The organism is Pseudomonas lyxosi, assembly GCF_047758685.1.
Lineage (GTDB): Bacteria > Pseudomonadota > Gammaproteobacteria > Pseudomonadales > Pseudomonadaceae > Aquipseudomonas > Aquipseudomonas lyxosi.
On sequence record NZ_CP180481.1, the window covers coordinates 1,053,262 to 1,072,971 of the forward strand.

Annotated in this window: 16 protein-coding genes; 3 read left to right on the plus strand and 13 right to left on the minus strand. The window is 61.4% G+C overall.

The window, feature by feature from the left end:
* Nucleotides 1–11: 11 nt before the first annotated feature.
* The 7 genes from mdcH to mdcA are packed head-to-tail and all read right to left on the minus strand — an operon-like array spanning nucleotide 12 to nucleotide 6,025.
* Complete coding sequence (gene mdcH / locus ACMXYI_RS04985; protein WP_415771985.1) at nucleotides 12–923, minus strand: malonate decarboxylase subunit epsilon; 912 nt, start codon at nucleotides 921–923, stop codon at nucleotides 12–14.
* Entirely contained in the window at nucleotides 920–1,540 is a 621-nt protein-coding gene (locus ACMXYI_RS04990) for a malonate decarboxylase holo-ACP synthase (protein ID WP_415771987.1), read from the minus strand. The genes mdcH and ACMXYI_RS04990 overlap by 4 nt, the downstream gene beginning before the upstream one ends.
* A complete protein-coding gene (mdcE, locus tag ACMXYI_RS04995) occupies nucleotides 1,534–2,337 on the minus strand; it encodes a biotin-independent malonate decarboxylase subunit gamma (RefSeq protein ID WP_415771988.1) in 804 nt (267 codons plus the stop codon). Before mdcE ends, ACMXYI_RS04990 begins: the two co-directional genes overlap by 7 nt.
* The gene (locus tag ACMXYI_RS05000; RefSeq protein WP_415771990.1) at nucleotides 2,334–3,188 is read right to left on the minus strand and encodes a biotin-independent malonate decarboxylase subunit beta; all 855 of its coding nucleotides are present in this window, start codon (nucleotides 3,186–3,188) and stop codon (nucleotides 2,334–2,336) included. Before ACMXYI_RS05000 ends, mdcE begins: the two co-directional genes overlap by 4 nt.
* Nucleotides 3,181–3,480, minus strand: a complete 300-nt coding sequence (locus ACMXYI_RS05005; protein WP_008026217.1) for a malonate decarboxylase subunit delta — start codon at nucleotides 3,478–3,480, stop codon at nucleotides 3,181–3,183. The genes ACMXYI_RS05000 and ACMXYI_RS05005 overlap by 8 nt, the downstream gene beginning before the upstream one ends.
* Nucleotides 3,480–4,355, minus strand: a complete 876-nt coding sequence (locus ACMXYI_RS05010; RefSeq protein WP_415771991.1) for a triphosphoribosyl-dephospho-CoA synthase — start codon at nucleotides 4,353–4,355, stop codon at nucleotides 3,480–3,482. The genes ACMXYI_RS05005 and ACMXYI_RS05010 overlap by 1 nt, the downstream gene beginning before the upstream one ends.
* On the minus strand, nucleotides 4,355–6,025 hold the full coding sequence (mdcA, locus tag ACMXYI_RS05015) for a malonate decarboxylase subunit alpha (protein WP_046053657.1): 1,671 nt from the start codon (nucleotides 6,023–6,025) through the stop codon (nucleotides 4,355–4,357). Before mdcA ends, ACMXYI_RS05010 begins: the two co-directional genes overlap by 1 nt.
* Nucleotides 6,026–6,821: 796 nt before the next feature.
* On the opposite strand from mdcA, the gene ACMXYI_RS05020 reads away from it, so the two are divergent.
* Complete coding sequence (locus tag ACMXYI_RS05020; protein WP_415771992.1) at nucleotides 6,822–7,196, plus strand: DUF6124 family protein; 375 nt, start codon at nucleotides 6,822–6,824, stop codon at nucleotides 7,194–7,196.
* Between the two features lie 127 nt (nucleotides 7,197–7,323).
* On the opposite strand, the gene ACMXYI_RS05025 is transcribed toward ACMXYI_RS05020, so the two are convergent.
* The 6 genes from ACMXYI_RS05025 to pilG all read right to left on the minus strand — a co-directional run bounded on the left by ACMXYI_RS05025 (nucleotide 7,324) and on the right by pilG (nucleotide 17,373).
* On the minus strand, nucleotides 7,324–7,782 hold the full coding sequence (locus ACMXYI_RS05025) for a chemotaxis protein CheW (RefSeq protein ID WP_415771994.1): 459 nt from the start codon (nucleotides 7,780–7,782) through the stop codon (nucleotides 7,324–7,326).
* A complete protein-coding gene (locus ACMXYI_RS05030; protein ID WP_415771996.1) occupies nucleotides 7,775–13,681 on the minus strand; it encodes an Hpt domain-containing protein in 5,907 nt (1,968 codons plus the stop codon). The genes ACMXYI_RS05025 and ACMXYI_RS05030 overlap by 8 nt, the downstream gene beginning before the upstream one ends.
* Nucleotides 13,682–13,718: 37 nt before the next feature.
* Nucleotides 13,719–15,776, minus strand: a complete 2,058-nt coding sequence (locus ACMXYI_RS05035; protein ID WP_415771998.1) for a methyl-accepting chemotaxis protein — start codon at nucleotides 15,774–15,776, stop codon at nucleotides 13,719–13,721.
* Between the two features lie 210 nt (nucleotides 15,777–15,986).
* Nucleotides 15,987–16,535 (minus strand): chemotaxis protein CheW, encoded by a 549-nt coding sequence (locus ACMXYI_RS05040; protein ID WP_415772000.1) that lies wholly within the window; start codon nucleotides 16,533–16,535, stop codon nucleotides 15,987–15,989.
* A 10-nt stretch (nucleotides 16,536–16,545) separates the two neighbouring features.
* Nucleotides 16,546–16,911 carry a twitching motility response regulator PilH gene (gene pilH, locus ACMXYI_RS05045; protein ID WP_033060460.1) on the minus strand — a complete coding sequence of 122 codons (366 nt, stop codon included), beginning with the start codon at nucleotides 16,909–16,911 and terminating at the stop codon, nucleotides 16,546–16,548.
* Nucleotides 16,912–16,968: 57 nt separating this feature from the next.
* Nucleotides 16,969–17,373: a twitching motility response regulator PilG gene (pilG, locus tag ACMXYI_RS05050; protein ID WP_415773861.1), complete on the minus strand. Its 405-nt coding sequence runs from the start codon at nucleotides 17,371–17,373 to the stop codon at nucleotides 16,969–16,971.
* 234 nt (nucleotides 17,374–17,607) lie between these two features.
* Between pilG and gshB the strand changes: the two genes are divergently transcribed.
* The gene (gene gshB, locus ACMXYI_RS05055; protein WP_008152603.1) at nucleotides 17,608–18,561 is read left to right on the plus strand and encodes a glutathione synthase; all 954 of its coding nucleotides are present in this window, start codon (nucleotides 17,608–17,610) and stop codon (nucleotides 18,559–18,561) included.
* Between the two features lie 77 nt (nucleotides 18,562–18,638).
* A complete protein-coding gene (locus tag ACMXYI_RS05060; RefSeq protein ID WP_415772002.1) occupies nucleotides 18,639–19,538 on the plus strand; it encodes a TonB family protein in 900 nt (299 codons plus the stop codon).
* Nucleotides 19,539–19,710 lie beyond the last annotated feature (172 nt).

Consider the following 19,710-nt stretch of genomic DNA (forward strand, 5'->3'; position numbering starts at 1 on the left):
GAGTCGGTGTTCTAGAGGTGGCGGCTTCCCTCCTCACGCAACAGCGCCTGCAAGGTATCGAGCCGCGCACCGTCGAAGGCAATCACGGTGCCCTGCTCGAACACCCGGCGCGCCAGCCCGGTCAGCACCGCACCGGGCGGCAGTTCGATCTGTAGACGTACGCCGCGCTCGTAGGCGCTTTGTACCGTGCCGCGCCAATCGACGACGCGGCACATGTTGAACGCCAGGTCGTCACGCAAGGCGTCGGTGTTGATGACGGGCCGAGCACGACTGCCGCTCAGGTAACCCACCGATGGTGTTTTCAGCTGCACCTTGGCGAAGGCTTCGGCCAAGGTTTTCGCCGGTGCGTCCAGCAGCGGGCAATGGGACGGCACGCTGACGGCCAGACGTTTGGCCAGACCTGCACCGCGACCTTTCGCCAACTCGGCCACCGCTTTCATCGCGCCATCGCTGCCGGCAATGACCACCTGGTTATCGGCGTTGATGTTGGCCAGGTAAACCGGCGTGTCGACGCTGTGCACCTGAGCCAGCAAGCCTTCCACAGTGGCCAGATCCAGACCGATGATTGCCGTCATTCCATAGCCTTGTGGATAAGCCTGTTGCATCAACTCACCGCGCAGGCTGACCAGATGCAGCGCATCGCTGAAGCTCAAGGCGCCGGCGACCACCGCTGCCGGGTAAGCGCCGATGGAAAGCCCGGCCACGTAATCCGCCGCCAACCGCAACTGGCGTGAAGCCGCGACGCCGGCAATCAGCAAGCAAAGCTGAACAGCCCTTGTCGACTTCAATGACTCGGCAGAATCCAGCAGCAATGTATCTTCGCCAAGCACTTCACTCGCCTCGATCACTGTTTCCCGAGGCAAACGATGGAGCATGCCCGGCTGCTGCGCGCCCTGGCCGGGGAACACCAGCAAGCTGCTCACGCTGCTTGCTCCTGCGGGTTCCAGGGATTGCTTACCAGACAGGATTCACTGGCGTTTTTTAGCAGGACCCGTTGCGAGGGACCGGCCCATTCGCGCAGGGCGACAGCGCCGTTTGGCGTTTGCAGCTGCATGTCCACCAAGCACACCGCGGCATCGAGAAGTTTCACCAATGCCTGCGCCTGGACACGATCCAACGGCTGCGGTGTACGCAGGATCAAGTCGAGATCGCTGCCCTCATGCAACGCCTGAAAACCGCTGGCCAATTCAAACCCGGCACTGCCGCTGACACCCCAGACCCACTCACAGGAATCGAGCATCGGCCGCAGTAGATTGAGGGCGCGCACTGCCGGCAAATCCCGATCAATCGAGACATGGCAAAGCGCTTCCGGCCGTACGTGACGCTGGATCGCATCGACCGACATCACCGTTGCATACCGCTGCTCACGCAAACGCCCACGCACCCCGACCGAGATGTGATCCGCCGCACTCAACGCACGCCGAACCACCACCGGTTGACCCGCACTGATCGACTCGATCACCCACGAAGGCGCATCCGCAGGCAACTGCTCCGGGGTCATCCCCCAGAGCAGGTCGTGGGCCAGAAGCGTGTTCACCACTGCTCTCTCAGCAATCGGCGAACCTGGCTCGACGCCGCACGGTTGCTCGCGCCCAAGCGGCTGCTCAGGTCTCGGCCGCTGGTTGCGACATCGCCAATCGCCTGGCTCAGGCATTCAGTCACCCGCGTCAGATCCGCCGCCGTCGGCTGCTCGATCTGTTCCACCGACAAGGTTTCCCAAAGCAGTCCAAGGCTCGCGTAACTGTCGATGTCGTACGCCATCGGCGGCACGCTGGCGGCCAAGGCTTCGAGTTCTTCGACGCTGCGCAACGTCACCCGCGCGGCCGAAGCCTTGCCCATCGCGTGAACCATCACGCCGGGATCGCGCAGGGCGATCAGCCGATTGGCCTGATACCCATGAGCCAGAAACGCCCCGGACATCGCCTTGCCCACCAGCAAACCGATCACCGCATGGCCGGCCAGTCTGGCGCGGGCATAACTGTCCGCGGCACCGGCCAAAGCTTGATGAATGCCGAGCGCTTCTTCGCGCCGACCGTAGGCCTGGCTCGGCACATCGACAATGGCGATCAAGGCGCGTTTCTGCGGTTTATCCAGATCTGCTGCGATGACGTCATCCACGGCTTTGGCCAAGCCCCAGCCTTCCAGCAGACCGACCTCGCCATTGCGGGCGCGGACAAAACGGTTGTCGGGATCAGCCACCACCGCGATAAAGCGAACGGGCTGGTCACCCACTACGCCGTCGGCAACCTTCAATGAAGCGGGCAAGCCATCAACCGGTTTCGCGCCCGTACTCAAGGCGTTGAACCAGTTCAAACCTCTCAGGGAATACGAACTCATGAGCGCTCTCCTTGATACAGATCGCGAACCGTTGACGGCTCGATTTGCGGCTCGGCGTCCAGACGGGCCAAGCGTTGCAGGAACAGCTCGGCCTGACGGCTGCGTTGTTGCGCAGGCAAACCTTGCTTAAGCAATTCGCTGACCTGCTGCTGAACCTGCGCCACATCGTCGGCGGCAAAACGATCCACCAAACCACTGGCGAAACGTTGCTCACCACCGGTCAGGCTCCAGATGAAGGGACGATCACGGGAGTCGTATTCTTCAAGCCCGGCTTCCTGTTCGATCACTTGCGGACCGTTCAGGCCAAGCCGCGCTTCCTGAGTCACCAGCAAATAGCTGCACAACCCGGCAGCAATCGACATCCCGCCAAAGCAACCCACGCTGCCCGCCACCACACCAACCACTGGCTGGTATTGGCGCAGATCGACAATCGCCGCATGAATATCGGCAATCGCCGCCAGCCCGAGGTTGGCTTCCTGCAAGCGCACGCCACCGGTTTCCAGCAGCAACACGGCGCGGGTCGGAACGCCGTGGCGGTTGTCTTCGGCCGCCAGCTCCAGCGCACCGGCAATCTTCGCCCCGCCGACCTCACCGAGGCTGCCGCCCTGGAATGCACCTTCGATGGCGGCGATCACCACCGGCAAACCGCCGATACTGCCCTTGGCGATCACCACGCCGTCATCGGCTTGCGGCACCACACCCTGGCGCGACAGCCATGGCGACATGACGCGCTGAAACGGGTCGAGCAGTTCGCGGAAGGTGCCGGCGTCGAGCAAGGCTTTCGCCCGTTGCCGGGCACCGAGTTCAACGAAGCTGCGTCTTTGTAGGGATGGCTGTAAGAGATCAGTCATGGCCGATCTCCTCAAAGCCTTGTTCCAGACGCAAGCGCACCACGCCCGGCGTGGCGCCGAAATCGTGGATATCGATCGCCATCGCAGGCGGTGTCTGACCGTCGAACATCCGCGCGAACAGATGCTGCCAGCGCTGTTCGGCGCCGTTGACCGAGGTCTGCACCTTGATCGTCAGCTTGCCAGCCTGACCCGGTTCGATCAGCACTTCCAGATCGCCCGAGCCGACACAACCCACCAGCGTCCGGCCGCGTGGCGGCTGCCCGGCGGGGAATTCAAAAGATAAGGTTTCCATCAAAAAGCTCCCTGGATGAGGCCGTCGCCAGACTCGATGCGGTCGATGAACAGGCAGGCTGCGAGCAAGTCGGCAGCACCGCCGGGCGAGGCATTCAACGCGATGAGTTGTTGGTCCAGCTCATGCAAACGGCGGCGGCCGGCGAGGCTGGCACTGCCGCCCGCATCGAGCACGGCTTGGGCGCCGAGTTGCATGGTGTGCAGGCCTTGTTCGCCTGCGCGGTAAAGCACGCAGGTGTCGGCCAGATTCGTCATGATCGCCAGCAAGGCATCGAGCCGGGCGTTCTGCTCGCCATGACCGGCGGCGCGGCTGCGTTTGAGTTGTGGCAGAGCACGCTGAATCACTGCTGGGAAACCGAGCTGTGCTTCTTCACGGGCACCGCGTGCGCCGTAACGCTGAGCGACTTGCGCGCCGTGGCTCAGAGGACGCGGCGCGTAACGGTCGTCGAGCAAGGCCAGACGTGCGGCGCGCAAGGTAATGGCGCCTGCGCCAGTGGATTCGGGTTCCAGTGCAGCCGACGCGACCAACAGACCCAAGGCCCAGATGGCTCCGCGATGAGTGTTCACGCCGCCCGTGGTGGCGAGCATCACTTCCTCGCCTTCACGACCGATCAGGCCAATGGCTTCGCGCAGCGGCAGACCGACTTCACCAAACTCGGTGGCGGCTTCAGCCATTTTCTTGAACGCAGGCCACAGGGACAGCGCCGAAGCGTGCATCAGCCCAAGGTGCAAATCGGTGTGCGCGCCATTGCCGCGACGGTCGACCAGCGCCGGTTTCGGCGACAGGTCCGCTTCGTCGATCAGCGCGTCCACTGCCAGATCCGCCAGCCGCTCAGCCAACGACAGGGTTTTCGGTTGCAGGTTAAATGCGTGCATTACCAGCTCCTGAACTTGGCGGGCGGGTTGTAGAGGCCACCGGACCACTCGACCAGATCAGCCACGCTTTTCGCCGCCAGCAATTCGCGGGTGGCGTCAGTGCGGCGGATGCCGAGGTCTTCGGGCAAGGCGATCAGCCCTTCACGGCGCATGCGCGCGGTGTCTTTCGGGTTGTGGCGCAGACCGATCACGGTGACTCCGGCGACGGCGGCAATCATTGCCTGACGTTCTTCCAGCGAACGCGCTTTGTAGAGATAGGCGATGCCTTCTTCGGTGAGCAGGTGGGTCACGTCGTCGCCGTAGATCATGATCGGCGCCAGCGGCATGCCGCTTTTCTTCGCCACTTCCACGGCGTCGAGGGTTTCGACGAAGGTCGGTTTTCCGCCCTCCTGGAAGGTCTCGACCATTTGCACTACGAGTTTCTTGCCTCGCTCCAGCAGCGCTTCGGGCGCATCGTCGTGACGCATGTCGAGCCAGGCCGGTGTGCCGTGACGACGGCCACGCGGGTCGTGGCCCATGTTCGGCGCACCACCGAAACCGGCCAGGCGGCCGCGCGTCACGGTGGAGGAATGGCCGTCGCCGTCGACTTGCAGCGTGGCGCCGATGAACAGGTCCACCGCGTATTGCCCGGCCAGTTGGCAGAACATGCGGTTGGAACGCAGAGAGCCGTCGCGTCCGGTGAAGAACACATCGGGCCGGGCGGCGATGTAGTTTTCCATGCCCAATTCTGTGCCGAAGCAATGCACGCTTTCGACCCAGCCGCTTTCGATGGCCGGGATCAAGGTTGGATGCGGATTGAGCGTCCAGTTGCGGCAGATCTTGCCTTTCAGGCCGAGGGATTCGCCGTAGGTCGGCAGGATCAATTCGATGGCGGCGGTGTTGAAACCGATGCCGTGGTTCAGGGACTGGACGTTGTGTTTTTCGTAGATCCCGCGGATCGCCATCATCGCCATCAACACATGCACAGGCTTGATGTGGCGTGGGTCGCGGGTGAACAGCGGTTCGATGTAGAACGGTTTGTCCGCCACCACCACGAAGTCGACCCAGGAGGCCGGGATGTCGACACGAGGCAACTCGCTGACATCGTCCACCAGTTGATTGACCTGAACGATGACGATGCCGTCGCTGAAGGCGGCCGGTTCGATCAATGCGGGGGTGTCTTCGGTGCTCGGGCCGGTGTAGATGTTGCCGGCGCGGTCGGCCATGAAACCGGCCGAGAGCACGACGTTAGGAATCAGGTCGACCACCAGCCGCGCATAGAGCTCGATGTAGGTGTGAATCGCGCCGATTTCCAGCAGGCCGTCTTCCAGCAGCTGGCTGATGCGCAGGCTCTGGGTGCCGGCGAAGGAGAAATCGAGCTTGCGGGCGATGCCGCGTTCAAACAGATCCAGATGCTCGGAGCGTCCGACGCTGGGCATGATCATGTGCAGGTCATGCAGCTTCGCGGGATCAGCCTTGGCCAGGGAGCGGGACAGGAAATCCGCCTGCTTCTGGTTATTGCCCTCCAGCACCACACGGTCGCCGGGCAGGATCAATGCCTCCAGCGCCGCAACGATTTTGTCGGTGGGCAGGACCACACCGTCGGCGAGACCCCGTACCAGCTCGAGACGCCGCTGCTTTTCGCTGCGCCGCCGCGTCCATCGCGAGTCGGGGGATATTGTTGTTGTCATGACCACTCCACGGGTTCGCTGTCGTGGGAGTCACCTTAGGAGCGTTGGGTGGGGGGCATCAATCAAGCAGAGAGACGGATCGTTACGGTCAGGGTAATGATTTGAAATATTGGGTGGCTGTTAGATCCACCCCTCACCCTAACCCTCTCCCCAGAGGGGCGAGGGGACTGACCGAGGTGGCTTTCGCTATACATCGACCTGAGATTCCGAGTCGAACTCAGGCTTTGAAAAGCATGGAGATCTGCTCCCTTTCCCCCTCTCCCCTCTGGGGCGGTCCGACGTTTCGGGAGGGCTGGGGTGAGGGGTGGATTTCGAACACACCTGGTTTTTGTGTTGAAACATCTGTCCTGAGAAAGCTCCACAGCAATCATCGACAAGTCCCAAAAAAGGACCAATCAGTCCCTTTTTGGGACTCTTCAACCTTCGCCAGCCAAATGGGGATTTGTGTTTAAAAGTTTCTCCGCAGGAAGGGTGAGCGGCTACGCAGTCTGGCGTCGCTGCCTACAGCAATGCCGGAACCCGCCGACTGGTGCGGTTTTGCGTTGATCTTTATCGTTTCCGGGTCGCTGCCAATTCAGCGATCGGGTCTGGAAAACCCGAAGAACAGGATCAATGCACATGACATAATGCGGCGCTTTTTTTGCTCCGTAGTTCTAAGTTATGGCGGCTGTGCGTGGGAGACCTTCGGGTCTGCCGGGTTTGATCCTTTCTCGGTTTTTCCAGTCCGCGTACAGCTGCCACCCTTTTCGTCTGGAAAACGAAAAACGGCAGCTCCATCACTACAAGGATCTTTGCCATGTTCAAACCAACTCCCAACCCGCCGGAAACCGACACCGGTTCCGAAGCATCCCTCGAAGCTGAAAAACTCAAGGAAGCCGCCGACCGCGTCTTTTCCTACTACTTCCCACGCCATGAAAAACCGGGCAAGCGCCGCAAACATCACCTATTCAGCGTCTCCCCCGATATCGACACCGAAGCCCTTCTGGCCAATTCATCCGAAGACCTGCTGTCCATCAGCGCCATTGCTGCCGATCTGGCGGACGATGTGGAAGGCTCACGCCGCTCTGTAGCCTTGGCGCTCAGCCGCATGGCGGATGGGGTGCAGTTGTTGGTGGAGCGGGCGCTGGATCATCATGAGACGGCGCAGATGGCAGCTCAGGCCAGGGTTTAGCGCAGAAACCCTTGTCATGATCGTTCCCACGCTCTGCGTGGGAATGCAGCCCGGGACGCTCCGCGTCCCATCCAGAGCCGAACGCGGAGCGTCCGTTGAGGCATTCCCACGCAGAGCGTGGGAACGATCAGTTGGCTAACCCGGCCGTAATGAGTAACTCCTCCAACGCCAGCAAGTCAGGCACCTTCGCCACTTGCTCCCCCACCTGCACCGCCGCCTGTTCCAGCGAACACAACGGCACATCCACATAGCTCAACTGACTATCAAGCTTGTAAGACCGCGGAATCCCCTGCACCAGCAAGGCAATAAACTTCAATTCAGGCCGCCCACCGAGCGCATTGAGGATGACAATCCGCGCCCGCTCACCGATCACGATTTTCTGCCCACACGCCGACTCGAAACTCAGCAACGGTATCTGCCGGTTCCGCCACATGACCCGCCCGAGGTACCACGGCGGCGTGTCGAGGTCGAAGGCGCTGGGTTGGTAATCAATAAGCTCCGCAACAGCGACGTTGGGCAGGATCAGGTTACGGTCAGCCAAGGGCAGCAGCAGGCCGGTGAGGTTGCTGGTGCGGTGTTCAAGCATGGGTTTTGCTCCACAGGGCGATGCTTTCGAGCAGCACCGATTCCTGGTACGGCTTGCCGAGGTAGTCGTTGACGCCGATGGCCATGGCGCGGTCGCGGTGTTTCTGCCCGGTGCGGGAGGTGATCATGATGATCGGCAGGTGCTGCAAACGTTCGTCGGCGCGTACCTGGGTCGCGACTTCGAAGCCATCCATGCGCGGCATTTCGATGTCCAGCAGCATCACGTCAGGCTTGTGGTCTTCAAGCAGCAGCATGGCGTCGACACCGTCCTTGGCGGTCAGCACGTTCATGCCGTGGCGTTCCAGCAGACGGCTGGTGACCTTGCGCACCGTCACCGAATCGTCGACCACCAACACCAGCAGTGGCTTGTGCGGCTCGACTTCCGCCTCCTGAGTCACTGGCTGTTGCGGCACACGGGCCTGCATCGCGCGGATCGGTGCCAGCAAATCAAGAATCAGCACCACACGCCCATCGCCGAGAATCGTGGCCCCGGACAAACCCTGCACCGCCGCGAATTGCGGGCCAAGGCTTTTGACCACGATCTCGCGAGTGCCAGCCATGGAGTCGACTTGCACCGCGATGTGCCGCTCGTTGCACTGCACCAGCAATACCGGCAGCGGCAAGCTCTGGCCGAGTAGTTTCGGGCGATGGCTGGTTTTCAGCAGTTCGCCGAGGTAACACAGTTCATAGTGTTGCCCGGCGTATTTGTAGGTCGGCGGATCAAGCCGGTAATGCCCTTCAAGTTCGTTGGGCAGCACGCGAACGATGCCGTCGATGGTGTTCAGCGGGATCGCGTACTGATCATCAAAGCACTGCACCATCAGCGCCCGGTTGACCGACACGGTAAACGGCAAGCGAATCCGGAAGTGCACGCCCTGCCCCGGCACAGAGTCGATGCTCATGCTGCCGCCGAGCTGCCGGACCTCTTCATGTACCACGTCCATGCCGACGCCGCGCCCGGAAATCTGGGTGATTTTCTCAGCGGTGGAGAACCCCGGTTGCAGGATAAATTGCAGGACATCGCGGTCGCTGATGTCGCTGTCCGGGGCCAGCAACCCGCGTTTGATCGCCTTGCGCCGCACCGCGTCCAGCGGCACGCCGGCACCGTCGTCGCGGATGTCGAAAATGATGTCGCCGCCCTCTCGCGACAGGTCGAGCGTGATTCGACCCTGAGCCGGTTTACCCGCAGCGATACGCACCTCGGCGGATTCCAGGCCATGATCCACGGCGTTGCGCAGCATGTGTTCCAACGGCGCGGCCATGCGTTCGAGGACGTTGCGGTCCATCTCGCCTTCGGCATTGCCGACGATGAATTCCACATCTTTGCCCAACTCGCCGGAGACCTGACGGACGATCCGCTTCAAGCGCGGCAGCATCCGCTCGAACGGCACCATGCGTGTACGCATCAGGCCTTCCTGCAATTCGGTGTTGATGCGGCCCTGCTGTTGCAGCAGGTTTTCCGCGTCCTGATTGCGTCGGTCGAGGGTTTCCTTGAGGTCGAGCAAGTCGGAGGCGGATTCGAACAGTGCGCGCGACAGTTGCTGCAACTGCGAGTGGCGGTCCATTTCCAGCGGATCGAACTCTTCGTAGCCCAGGCGTTCGGCTTCGACTTGCTGGCGGCTGAGAATCCGCCCCTGGGTTTCGGTATCGAGTCGCCGCAACTGGTCGCGCATGCGCTCGATGGTGGTTTCCATTTCGCTCAGGGTCACCCGCGCATCGTTGACCTGTTGTTCGATCCGGCCACGGAAGATCGACGTTTCGCCGGCCAGGTTGACCAGATCATCGAGCAGTTCTGCCGAGACCTTGACCATGTCCGCGCCGGCATCGGGTTGCGGTGCCGGCGGCTCGACTTTCGGCGTAGCGGATACCACGACCGGTGCCGGTGCTTCGGGTACTGCCGGATGAATGAAATTCTTGATCGCGTCGATCAGTCGATCGGCGGGCGGCAATGGCTGACCGGCACGGGCCGCGTCGAGCATCTGCGCCAGTCGGTCGTGGCTGCTTTGCAACAAGCCGAACAACGCGGCGGTAGGTTGCAGCACGCCAGCCGACAGGCCTTCGTAGAGGAATTCCAGCTCATGGGCGAGGTCGCCAATCGGCGCGATTTCCACCATCCGCGCGCCACCCTTGAGGGTGTGCAAATCACGCAGCAGGGTTTCCACTTCCTGACGATTCGACGGCTCGGCCTGCCAGCGCACCAGCGCCGCGCCGGAGTTTTCGATGATGTCGAAACCTTCCTCGAGGAAGATCTCCAGAAGCTCCGGATCATGGCCTGGCGAATCCTCGGCCCGTGCCGGCTCGACCGTTTCAACAGTGCTGGAGTTTCCCTGGCGAAACTCGCGAATGGCCTCGATCACCTCACCCGGATCGCCCAATGGCCGCTGGTTCTGCAACTGATCAAGCAGCTGCGCGAGCCGGTCATGACTGTGTTGCAGCAAGTGCGCCAAGGCTTCGCTGTAGGCGTAACGACGGTCCACCAGACCTTCGTAAAGGCTTTCCAGTTCATGGGCCAGCTCACCGACCGGCTCGACCTCGGCCATCCGCGCACCACCCTTGAGGGTGTGCAAATCTCGCTGCAACGACAACAACGGCGCAGCGTTGTCCGGGTCGCTCAGCCAGCGCTGCAAGGCCTGGCCGGCGCTCTCGAGGATATCCACCGCCTCTTCGAGGAAGATCGAAACGATCTCATCGTCCAGTTCAACCTGGGTCGCAGTCTGCTCCAGTTCGGCCGTGGCGCTGCCCAGTTCCCGAATGCTCAACGTGCGGCTGCCATCGCTGCGGATCAGCCCCATCGCCGACGGATCCAGGCTCTCATCGAGCAACCCGCGCAAGGCCCGGATGCGTTCCGGTTGCGGGCTGACTTCCTGGCCGGCGGCCAGTTCGTCGAGCATGTTGATCAGCGCTTCGTGAGCACTTTGCGCTTCATGGAAAAACGCCTCACTGACCGCCAGGCTGCTTTCTTCCACCGCGCCGTAGAGGTCGAGCAAGGCTTCGCAGAGTTCATCCACCGGATGCAGATCAGCCAGGTGCGCGCCTTCGCCGAGGGTAGTCAATTCATCCAGCAATGCACTGAGCTCCTGACGCTCGCCGGGATGTTGCTGCCAGCGTTGCAACAGGCTTTCGGCGTCCAGCAGGATGTCCATGCCTTGCGCGAGAAAGTTATTGATCAGTTGCGGATCACGCTTGATGCGCAACCCGCTATTGGGTGCACTCAGGAGGACTTCCAGACGCTCGGCCAGCAATGCCTGGGTTCGCTCGATCAAGGAGCGGGCGCCGGGAATCTCCGCCAGTGGATCACTCTTGAGCTGTCGCAGCCCGAGACGGAACAGTCCTTCGGCTTCGAGTAACAGTTCGACTTCGTCGAGGTCGAGGGCGAGCAGGTGCGCCTTGTATTCCCGGGCCAGATGATCCAGCGGTGTTGCCAGCTCGGCGATCGGCAATACGCCAGCCATGGAGGCGCTGCCCTTGAGGGTATGCAGCGCCCGCTGCAACTCGTCGCTGGCCTGCAATGGCACGTGCTCGGCGGCTTTATCGAGGAAACGGTTGAGGCTGCCCAAATGGGTTTCGGCTTCGTTGCGGAAGATCTCAAGCAGCAGCGGATCGAGGGCTGCGACGTCCTGCGCATCCTCGTCGGGTATCGGCTCATTGCCCTTGGCCAAGGCGTGGGCGCGCGCGGCCAATTGGTCGACATCGTTGCGCTGGCGCTGGGCATGGTTGGCAAACTCGGCCACCAGTTCCGGCAGCAGATTCAGCGCATCGCCCAGCAGTTGTTGCACCGCCGGCCCCGGCGGAACGCTGCGTTCCAGTACGCGGTTGAGCAGGTTTTCCATCGCCCAAGCCAGTTCGCCCAGCACCAACGCGCGGACCATCCGGCCACTGCCTTTCAACGTATGGAAGGCCCGGCGCAGTTCGCTCAGGGCCGACTTGCTGTCGGGATCGGCCGACCAGCGTGGCAGGTACTCCCGGAGGATTTCCAGGACTTCATCGGTTTCTTCGAGGAACACTTCCCGCAGGTCATCGTCCACCGGTTCTTCACCGGTGGGCGGCGGCAACAGGCTTCCCGGGATAGTCAGGGCGGGCGGGTTGACGGAAGACACAGGGCTGGCCAAGACATCGGCCAGTGACTTGACGGTCTCAGGGTCATCCAGTTCCTGCAGATCCTGCATGACCTGCGCTTCACTCGGGCTGAGCACATCTTCAAGCACCGGCACCTGTTGCTCGCTGGGGAAAAAGCCGAGTGCGGCCAGGCTTTTTTCCGCGACGTCGAGCAATTTTTCGCCCGGCGCTTCGGGGTCGTCGTTGAGGCGCTCCAGGTAATACTCGATGCTGGTGATGACGTCGGCCAGGCTGTCCAGTTCCTGCCAGCCGGGATGATCCGGATCCAGCAGCAGGTGCTCGCGGATGAAGTGGTTGCACGTTTCGATCAGGCTCGCCGCACGGCTCAACGGAATCATCGCCAGCGCACCGCGCACCTGGGTCAGCAAGGCCGGCAGTGGCTGCAAGTGCTGGCGGTCCCAGTCGGCGTCGATGTAGTCGACGATCATGTCCTTGGCCTGTTGCAGGCAGATACGCGCTTCCTTGATCACGATCTGATGGATCTGTGTCAGGTCGGTGGTCGGCAGGCGGCTTTCTTCCTGGCTTTCCGGCTCGACGGTGCCGACCATGCCGGCGAGGGTCGCTTCGACGTAGAGCAAGGCACCGGCGACGTCCATAAGGATTGCGTCGTTGGGCTCACGCTGGCCCTGGGCGAGGCTCAGCACCACCGCCAGTTGATCGATGATGACCTTGCGTGGCTGGCCGAAACCGAGCACCGCCAGGGTGTCGGCGATTTGCCGCAGGGGCGCCAGCAGGCTTTCGAGGTCCGAGGTGTGTTGGCGGTCGCTGCGCACGAACAGGTCCAGGCGCTCCTTGACCCGCACCAGCTCTTCACACAAAGCGGCCAACACCGAGCGCATGGCATCGCGGTCGGGACCGGCCAGCCGTGCGCGTTCTTCGTCGACCATTGCGCTGTCAGGCAGCGCGTCGTCCAGTCCGTAGCGATCTTTCATGGTCAGCATCTGCCCGGTGGGATGTTCGGCCTTGGCAATGTAGAACAGCAAACTCTTGAGCAACTCCAGCGGCGCCGGCTGATTGATTCCGGGTATGCCCTGTTCGAGCAGGCGCTTCAGTTCTTTGTCGGCCTCCTTGAACAGACTGCGCAACGCCGGACTGTTAGCAATCGAGCCGCCGCGCATGCCTTCGACCAGCGCCGAAGCGACTTGCCACAACGGGCTCAAGGGCGCGCTGCCACACAGCCCTTCAAGGCGCGCAAAAACCTTGGTCAGGTAACCGAGATTGGTTTCGCCGTCCTGTTCACGCAGTAACCCGACCAGGGCCATCTGCAACATCTGCCGCAACTTGCGCAGCACATTTGGTAAATCCGGCGGCTCCAGCAGCGCCAGCGACTCTTCGTCCAGGGGCGGCAGGTCCGGCAATTGCGGGCTGAACAGGCTGGTTTCCGACAACAGGCTTTCGCCACGGGCGCTGCGCAGATCGTTGATCAGTGGCAACACCACCAGCGGCAGGTCGCGGCGCGCACCTTGCACCCGGTCTAGGTAAATCGGCAGCTGCCCAAGGGCTTGCAGCATCAGGTGGAGCGTCTCATCGCGATGACTGACGCGGTTCTGTTGCAAGGCGGTGGTCAGATGTTCCATCTCTTCGGCGAGCAGCGCCGCGCCGTAGAACTCGACCATCTGCAAACTGCCGTGAACCTGATGGATGCACGCCAGGCATTCACTGAGGGCGTGCGTCGCCTGCGGGTCATCAAGCAACGTTTCAATCGCCTGGTGAGCCACTTTCAGCGTTTCGGCAATCTCGCCTTTGACCCACTCGAGGGCCACATAGTCGTGCCGATCACCCATAACCACTCCACTCATAATTCGCGCGCCTCAAGGCGCATCACACTTTATCCGCAGCCTGCGCCTTGGCGGCCGGCAAGGTGAAACCGGATACCGAACGCCGCAGCTGGCTGGCCATTTTCGCCAGGTTGCCAATGCTCTCGGCGGTGGCGGTGGAGCCGGACGAGGTCTGCGTGGTGATCTGCTGGATCACGTTCATCGTCAGGGAAATCTGACCGGCCGAAGACGTCTGTTGCTGCGCTGCGTTGGAAATACTCTGGATCAACGCGGCGAGGGTCTTCGACACGCCTTCGATTTCTTCCAGGGCCACTCCGGCATCCTGCGCCAGACGCGCGCCGCGCACCACTTCGGTGGTGGTCTGCTCCATGGAAATCACTGCTTCGTTGGTGTCGGTCTGAATCGCCCGCACCAGGGTTTCGATCTGCCGGGTGGCGGCGGACGAGCGCTCGGCCAGCCGCTGGACTTCATCGGCGACCACCGCAAAACCGCGCCCGGCATCACCGGCCATGGAGGCCTGGATCGCCGCGTTGAGCGCAAGGATGTTGGTCTGGTCGGCAATGTCATCGATCAGGCTGACAATGTCGCCGATTTCCTGAGAAGACTCGCCGAGGCGCTTGATACGCTTGGCGGTGTCCTGAATCTGCTCGCGAATATTGTCCATGCCGTGGATGGTGTTGTGCACCACCTCGTTGCCCTTGTTGGCGATTTCCACCGAACGCTCGGCCACCGCTGAGGATTCGGCGGCGTTGGCCGAGACCTGATCGATGGACTCGGCCATGTCATTGATCGCGGTGGAGGCTTCGGCAATCTGCTGCGCCTGATGCTCCGAAGCCTGCGCCAGGTGCATGGCGGTGGCCTGGGTTTCCTGCACGGCGGCAGCGACCTGGCCAGCGGTGAGGTTGATGGTCGCCACCAGATCGCGCAATTGGTCCACGGAATAGTTGATCGAGTCGGCGATGGTCCCGGTGAAGTCTTCGGTCACCGAGGCGGTCACGGTCAGGTCACCGTCCGCCAGGTCCTCAATCTCGTCGAGCAGGCGCATGATCGCGTTCTGGTTACGCTCGTTCTTCTCGGCCGTTTCGCGCAGCTGACGATTGGTTTCCCGAACCATCACCAGACCAATGAGGATGATCGACATCAGCGCCAACAGCCCCAGCACGTAGCCGCCAATGGTGTCGGTGTTGCGCCCGCCGGCCAGGTTTTCGAGACCGCTGGCCAGGTGCGAGGCTTCCTCGAGCAGGGTCTGCGACAGGGTGAAAATATTGGTGGCCGATTCACGGACCTTGAACAGCTCCGGCGAGGTTTCAAGGATTTCATCCACCGAACCCGAGACGAACTCGAACAGCTCGGAAATCTCGATCAACCGCGCGCGAGCATCGCGGTCTTCAACCTGGCTGACTTTCAGTGACGGATTGCCCTGGAGCATGCCGTTGAGCACCTGACCGAATCGCGCCGCATCGCGACCGAAAGCGTCGGCGGCCTGCTGCGAATTTTCATCACCGGACAGCACGGTATTCACCGCACCGAGAATCCGCTCAGCCAATAGCGACTGGCGCTGGGCCATGGCCACCTGCGCGGCCGGGGCACCGCGCTGAAGGAGGGTTTCGACGACTTTTTCGTACTCGACCTGCAACTGCGGCACGGTTTCGGCCAGGGTCGCGGCGACTTGATGCAGCGACAGCACGGTCTGTTCGCTGGAGAGGATCGCGTCGGTGTTTTTCAGCAAGCGTTCCCAGTCCAGTTGCACGGCGCGCATTTCCGGGCGCACGGTGGACGGCGCCGGCGGCAGGCCGGTGGCGGGATCGCCTTTCTTCAGATAGCCCCAGCGTTGGGCGAAGTCATTGCGCGCATCGCTCAGCAGTTTGAAAGCCGCAGCCTTGCCGGCAGCAGCTTCGGTGGCGTTCTTGGCAATGCGCTGGGATAACACGCGCAGCTCACCGGCGTGGCCGATGTACTGTTTGTCGTACGTGGCCTGGGTGTTGAGGTACGCGAAGTTGGCGAACAGCAGCATGATGAAGACGATCAGCGCAATGAACAGCGCGATGATCTGTGACCGGCTGCGCGACCCTTCTGGCTTGCCTGTTTTTGCTTTTATCATCGGTCCTCGCCTGAACAGCTGAATTCTTTGTGACCGCCAATCCTCGACACCTGCTCGATCCCTTGTAGCAGCTGGCGATGCCTGCGTCCGACTGCGAAGCGGTCGTAAACTCTGGCGCTACGGTGCATCTGAAAAACCGCGCGGCCTGATTTTGCGAGAGCTTCGCCCTCGAACGCAGCCTTCGGCAGCTGCTACATAAGGCGTTCGCGTTTACAGCGCGACGTGCATGAAGCTTTGGGACTGCACCAACGCAAACGGGCTGAACACCTGCCAGTTCTGCTCACGCTGAAACTGGCCCTGGATGAAGGGTGCTATCGCGCCGCTCAAGCTATCTACCGGTTCCAGACTGTCCTGGGCAAAGTGCTGCAAGCCGAAAACCTCATCGACCATCAAGCCGGTAAACACATCGTTATGCTCGACCACCAATACCCGGCGCTGCTTGCGCACGGCTGACAGCTCATGCCCAGGCTCATTACCAGAAAAGAAGCCGCACAAGTCGATGATCGGCAACAGACGCCCGCGCAGGTTGGCCACGCCCTTGACCCAGGGTCTGACCCCCGGCAGCTGGGTGAACCGCGGCTCGTGCAACACTTCGCTGACCTCGCCCATCGGCGCGACGTACCAGTGCTCGCCCAGACGGAAGCCGATGCCGCTCCAACTGTCTTGTCGGGCCGGCTGGGACGGCAAGTCCGCCGCCAGCAGACGACAACGCTGGTCGATCTGCAGCAGCAGTTCGAAAGCCGTCAGCGACTCGGTCATGGCTGGACGATCAACCGGCCAGCACGTTGTTCAGGGTCTTGATCAGGGTTTCTTCGTCGACCGGTTTGGTCAGGTAGTCCTTGGCGCCCTGGCGCGTGCCCCAGACTTTGTCGGTTTCCTGATCCTTGGTGGTGATGATGATCACCGGGATGTGCCCGGTTTCCGGGTCTTTGGTCAGCTGACGGGTCGCCTGGAAACCATTGAGGCCAGGCATGACGATGTCCATCAGCACGGCGTCGGGTTTTTCCTGACGGGCCAGGGCCACGCCGTCGGCGCCGTTTTCGGCTTTCAACACTTCATGACCGTTCTTTTCCAGCATGCCGGTCAGTTTGTACATTTCAGTCGGCGAATCATCGACGATCAGAATACGTGCCATGGTCTTCCCCATTCTTGTCGACGCCGGGCCCGCTGGCCGAGCGTCACTGTGCGTGTCCTACTGCGGCAAAACGGCGGCGAAGCCCGGTACATGGGCCTGGATCGCGTTCAGCAGTTCTTCCTTGCTGAAAGGCTTGGTCAAAAACTGGTCGGAGCCGACGATGCGCCCCTTGGCCTTGTCGAACAGCCCGTCCTTGGACGACAGCATAATCACTGGCGTGGACTTGAACGCACTGTTGCTCTTGATTAAAGCGCAGGTCTGATAACCATCCAGACGCGGCATCATGATGTCGACAAAGATGATGCCGGGGTGATTGTCGGCAATCTTGGCCAGGGCATCGAAACCATCGATGGCCGTGATCACTTCACAACCCACGTTTTTCAAAAGCGTTTCGGCGGTGCGGCGAATCGTTTTCGAATCGTCGATCACCATGACCTTCAAGGCGCTGGAATGCTGTTCCATAAATGCTCTGCCGTCGCCTTTGCGAATCAAATTGTCCATTTCCGATAACCGGAGGCTCGAAACCCTTGATGTTCAAGGGCCAGCGCGATATGGCAGCCTTTTTAGCACAGTCTCCAAAACCAATCTATCGGCCAACCCTGGCAGTGGTTTTTCCTTGACCGGGAACACACTCAGCGCCACTCTGACGCCACTTTTGCAGGTCACTGCGACCCACCCAATTTCGAGGAAAAACCCATGAGCGTTCGCGTCGGGATTGTCATGGACCCTATCGCCAGCATCTCCTATAAAAAGGATAGCTCGCTGGCCATGCTGCTGGCCGCACAGAAGCGCGGCTGGGAACTGTTCTATATGGAACAGGGCGATTTGTACCAGGCTGAAGGTGAAGCACGGGCGCGGATGCGTCCGTTGAAAGTCTTCGCCAACCCGGAAAAATGGTTCGAACTCGAAGCCGAGACCGACGCGCTGCTGAGCGATCTGGACGTGATCCTGATGCGCAAGGATCCGCCGTTCGATATGGAATTCGTCTACTCCACTTACCTGCTGGAGCAGGCCGAACGCGCGGGCGTGCTGGTGGTCAACAAGCCGCAAAGCCTGCGTGACTGCAACGAAAAGCTGTTCGCCACGCTGTTCCCGCAGTGCACGCCGCCGACCATCGTCAGCCGTCGCCCGGACGTACTGCGTGAATTCGCCGATCACCACGGCGACGTGATCCTCAAGCCGCTGGATGGCATGGGCGGTTCATCGATCTTCCGTCACACCGCTGGCCACCCGAACCTGTCGGTGATCCTCGAAACCCTGACCCTGCACGGCAAACAGCAGATCATGATCCAGGGTTACCTGCCGGCGATCGTCGATGGCGACAAGCGCATCCTGATGATCGACGGCGAACCGGTGGATTACTGCCTGGCGCGGATTCCTGCCGCCGGTGAAACCCGTGGCAACCTCGCCGCCGGTGGCCGTGGCGAAGCCCGACCGCTGACCGAGAAAGATCGCTGGATCGCCGCACAAGTCGGTCCGACCCTGCGCGAAAAAGGCCTGCTGTTCGTCGGCTTGGACGTCATCGGCGAGCATTTGACGGAAATCAACGTCACCAGCCCGACCTGCATTCGCGAGATTGATAATGCGTTTGGCACCGACATCGGCGGCCTGTTGATGGATGCCATCGATCAGAAGCTCAAGGCCCGTTGATATAGAACAGCCAAGAAACGACCAACATTGCGTTATCATCCGCGGCCTGTGAAAAACGCGATGTTGGTTTTTTTGTCATGACGCTCCCGTCCGATCTGCCCGCTGAACTCGCCCATCGTGGCGTGCGCCCGGCTGATCGCCTCGGTTTTACCCTGTTTCTCGCGGCGCTGATTCACCTGGCCTTGCTGTTGGGCGTCGGCTTTACGATGGTCGAACCCAAGCAAATCAGCAAAACCCTGGAAATCACCCTCGCCACCTTTAAAAGCGAAAAGAAGCCTGATAAAGCCGATTTCCTCGCTCAAGAGAATCAGCAAGGCAGCGGCACCCTGGATAAAAAGGCAATTCCCAAGACCACCGAGGTCGCGCCTTTCCAGGACAACAAGGTGCAGAAAGTCACGCCACCGCCGGCGGCCAAGCCTCAAGTGCCGGAAGCCGCACCGAAGGCAGCTGTGACGACCGTCGCGCCCAAGCCGAAAAAGGCCGCCACCAAAACCGAAGAACCCAAGCCCGTCACCAAACCCGCCGTCGCCGCGCCGACGTTCGACAGTGAACAGCTGTCCACCGACATCGCCAGCCTGGAAGCGGAGCTGGCCAACGAACAGCAGTTGTATGCCAAGCGCCCGCGCATCCACCGCCTGAGCGCCGCGTCGACCATGCGCGACAAGGGCGCCTGGTATAAGGACGAGTGGCGCAAGAAGGTCGAGCGCATCGGCAACCTGAATTACCCCGACGAAGCGCGACGCAAGCAGATCTACGGCAATTTGCGCCTGATGGTTTCGATCAACCGTGACGGTTCGCTCTTTGAAGTGCTGGTGCTGGAGTCGTCCGGGCAACCGCTGCTGGATCAGGCGGCGCAGCGCATCGTGCGACTGGCGGCGCCGTTTTCACCGTTTACCGGGGATTTGTCGGATATCGATCGTCTGGAAATCATCCGGACCTGGAAGTTTGCCCGCGGGGACCGGTTGTCCAGTAATTAACGGACGGCATGCTCTCTGTAGCAGCTGGCGAAGCCTGCGTTCGAGGACGCAGTCCTCGCAAACCCGCAAAACACGGTCATCCTGAATAAATGACGTATGGCGATTGACGACTACTTCGCAGTCGGATGCAGGCTTCGCCAGCTGCTACAGGGGCGTGCGCCAGCATTTTCCT